This window comes from Brumimicrobium mesophilum (genome assembly GCF_003025005.1).
Lineage (GTDB): Bacteria > Bacteroidota > Bacteroidia > Flavobacteriales_D > Crocinitomicaceae > Brumimicrobium > Brumimicrobium mesophilum.
Map to the genome: position 1 here is coordinate 1 of NZ_PVSS01000038.1, position 2225 is coordinate 2225.

A 2225-nucleotide genomic window follows, 5' to 3' on the forward strand; every position below is an offset into this window, starting at 1 on the left:
GTATGATTTTACCAATACTCTTTTGGCAAATTCACAGCCAAAAGCACAGCCAATTCCTGGTCAGTACAACTACTACTACGTTGCTGACAACGGAGTTTGTCCTGCGGATACTGCAATTGTGAATGTTACGGTTGATAATTCATGTGATTTCTTATCCTTAGACAATGAGTTGTTTACTGATATTTCAGTATTCCCTAATCCGGCGACAAGTCAATTAAATATTGTAAATCCATCTAATGCTGCTTCTTTGCAAGTAGAAATGTTAGATATGAATGGAAGAATTGTATTGGTTGAAAACAAAGCATTGGACAATGCAAAAAATGCAAGTATTGCTATTGATCACCTTGAAAGAGGAATCTATACTTTAAGAGTTTACAATGACGAAGGTCAGAAGACTTTCAAAGTTGTGAAGCAATAATTTTAAAATAGAAAATCTCTTAATGCAAAAGCACCTCTCATTTGGGAGGTGCTTTTTTCGTTTCAGGGTAATTCAGTAATAGTAAAATATCTAAATTTGTTATTTTCAATTAATTCTGTATAGCTAGGGCTGGCTTAATAAATTCTTTTATACTAAGGGAATTTCGTAATTTTTTGCCGTATATGGGACTGAGTAATTACACAATTTATGCAATGATCTTCTCTGAAAAAAATAAATGGGCTCCTTTTTTGTTTTACTTGTTGAACTATGGGGGATTCATTTACATATTTATTGTAAGAGCTGTATTTATATTTGTAATTATTTAAGGTTGAATGCTTTATGACTTAAGCCGATAACCATTGATTTTATAGCTGAATTATAGTAATTATTAAATTCAAAATAAAAAGTTTTATTTTTTTCTGTATTTCAGGACTGAATTAATTTGAAATATAAATATCTATTATATGAAATATTAGTGTAACTTTCGAAAATATTTTATTTTAAATCTTGCGTATGAAAAAATATTTATTCAATGGGCTCTTATCTATTGTGATTTTAACCTTATCGAATTTGTGCAGCGTTAACGCAATAGCACAAACGATAACTCAAATAGGATCTGGTACCTTGTCACCAGCTAATTCTTTATATGGACCTGTATACAGATTTAGTGCCACCTCGATTACGACTGGTTCTTCTAGTAATATGCTTTTTACAGCAGTGGAATTAAGCGCAGCAGGTATAATAGCTGGTGACTTAATTACAGAAATTGGCTTTAATAAAACGAACGCAAATTATTTTGATAATGGGACAGGTATACCCTTCACTATGAGAATGGGTAATACATCAAATTTAGGTCCATTAACTGGGACTATTGCAACTGAATGGCCTAATATTCTGGCTACACAAAGTATTGTTTTTACAGATAATAATTTTAATGTACCACAAACAGCTGGTTGGATGACAATTACTTTAACTACTCCTTTTGTGTATACTGGTGGTTCAATTGAGTTGTCTACGGAACACACTATGCCAGGAGGTAGCGGTGCTACAGGTAATATAGCGTGGGAGTATACATCTGGTTTCGCTGATTATCTTATAGGAGAGACAATAAGTAGCAGTAGTAACTTATCTACTTATAAGCAGCGACCAAACATACAAATCACACATGTATCGGGGACACCTTGTTCCGGTATGCCTGTCGGGGGAGCAGCTACTGCACCAGCTTTAGTTTGTCCTAGTGAACAATTTAATTTAACTCTGTCTGGTCAATCAATAGGTTCTGGAATGAGTTATCAATGGATGTCTTCATCATCGTCAACAGGTCCTTGGACTCCAATTGTAGGTGCAACCACAACTAGTGAAATTGTTTCTCAAACGACTGATACTTATTATAGATGTGAGCTGACTTGTACCAATAGTGCTTCGACTGGTAATTCAACTGAGGTTTTTGTGCAAACATCACCAAATTTAGCTGCAGGAACTTATACTGTGGGTGCAGGGGGTGATTATGCAACATTTTCAGCTGCAACAGCTGCTATGTCTTGCGGTATTGCCGGGCCAGTTGTGTTTAATGCACTAGCGGGTTCAGGTCCTTTTAATGAACAAATTATCATTCCAGAAATCATAAATAGCAGTGCTATAAACACAGTAACATACAATGGAAATGGTGAAACATTGACCTCTACAACAACTACAGGTGCGAGAAGTTTGTTCTTACTTGATGGAGCGGACTATATTGTGATAGAAGATTTTAATTTATTAACTCAATCTGATCAAAATAACTTTGTAGTTCAATTGACAAATAGTG

The 2225-nt window shown here is 34.7% G+C and carries 2 protein-coding genes; both read left to right on the plus strand.

From position 1 onward, the window contains the following. Positions 1–418, plus strand: a 418-nt coding sequence (locus C6368_RS16890; protein ID WP_159038662.1) for a T9SS type A sorting domain-containing protein, incomplete at its 5' end; no start/stop codon positions are given. Positions 419–931: 513 nt separating this feature from the next. Continuing rightward, positions 932–2225, plus strand: a 1294-nt coding sequence (locus C6368_RS16895) for a hypothetical protein (RefSeq protein WP_159038663.1), incomplete at its 3' end; no start/stop codon positions are given.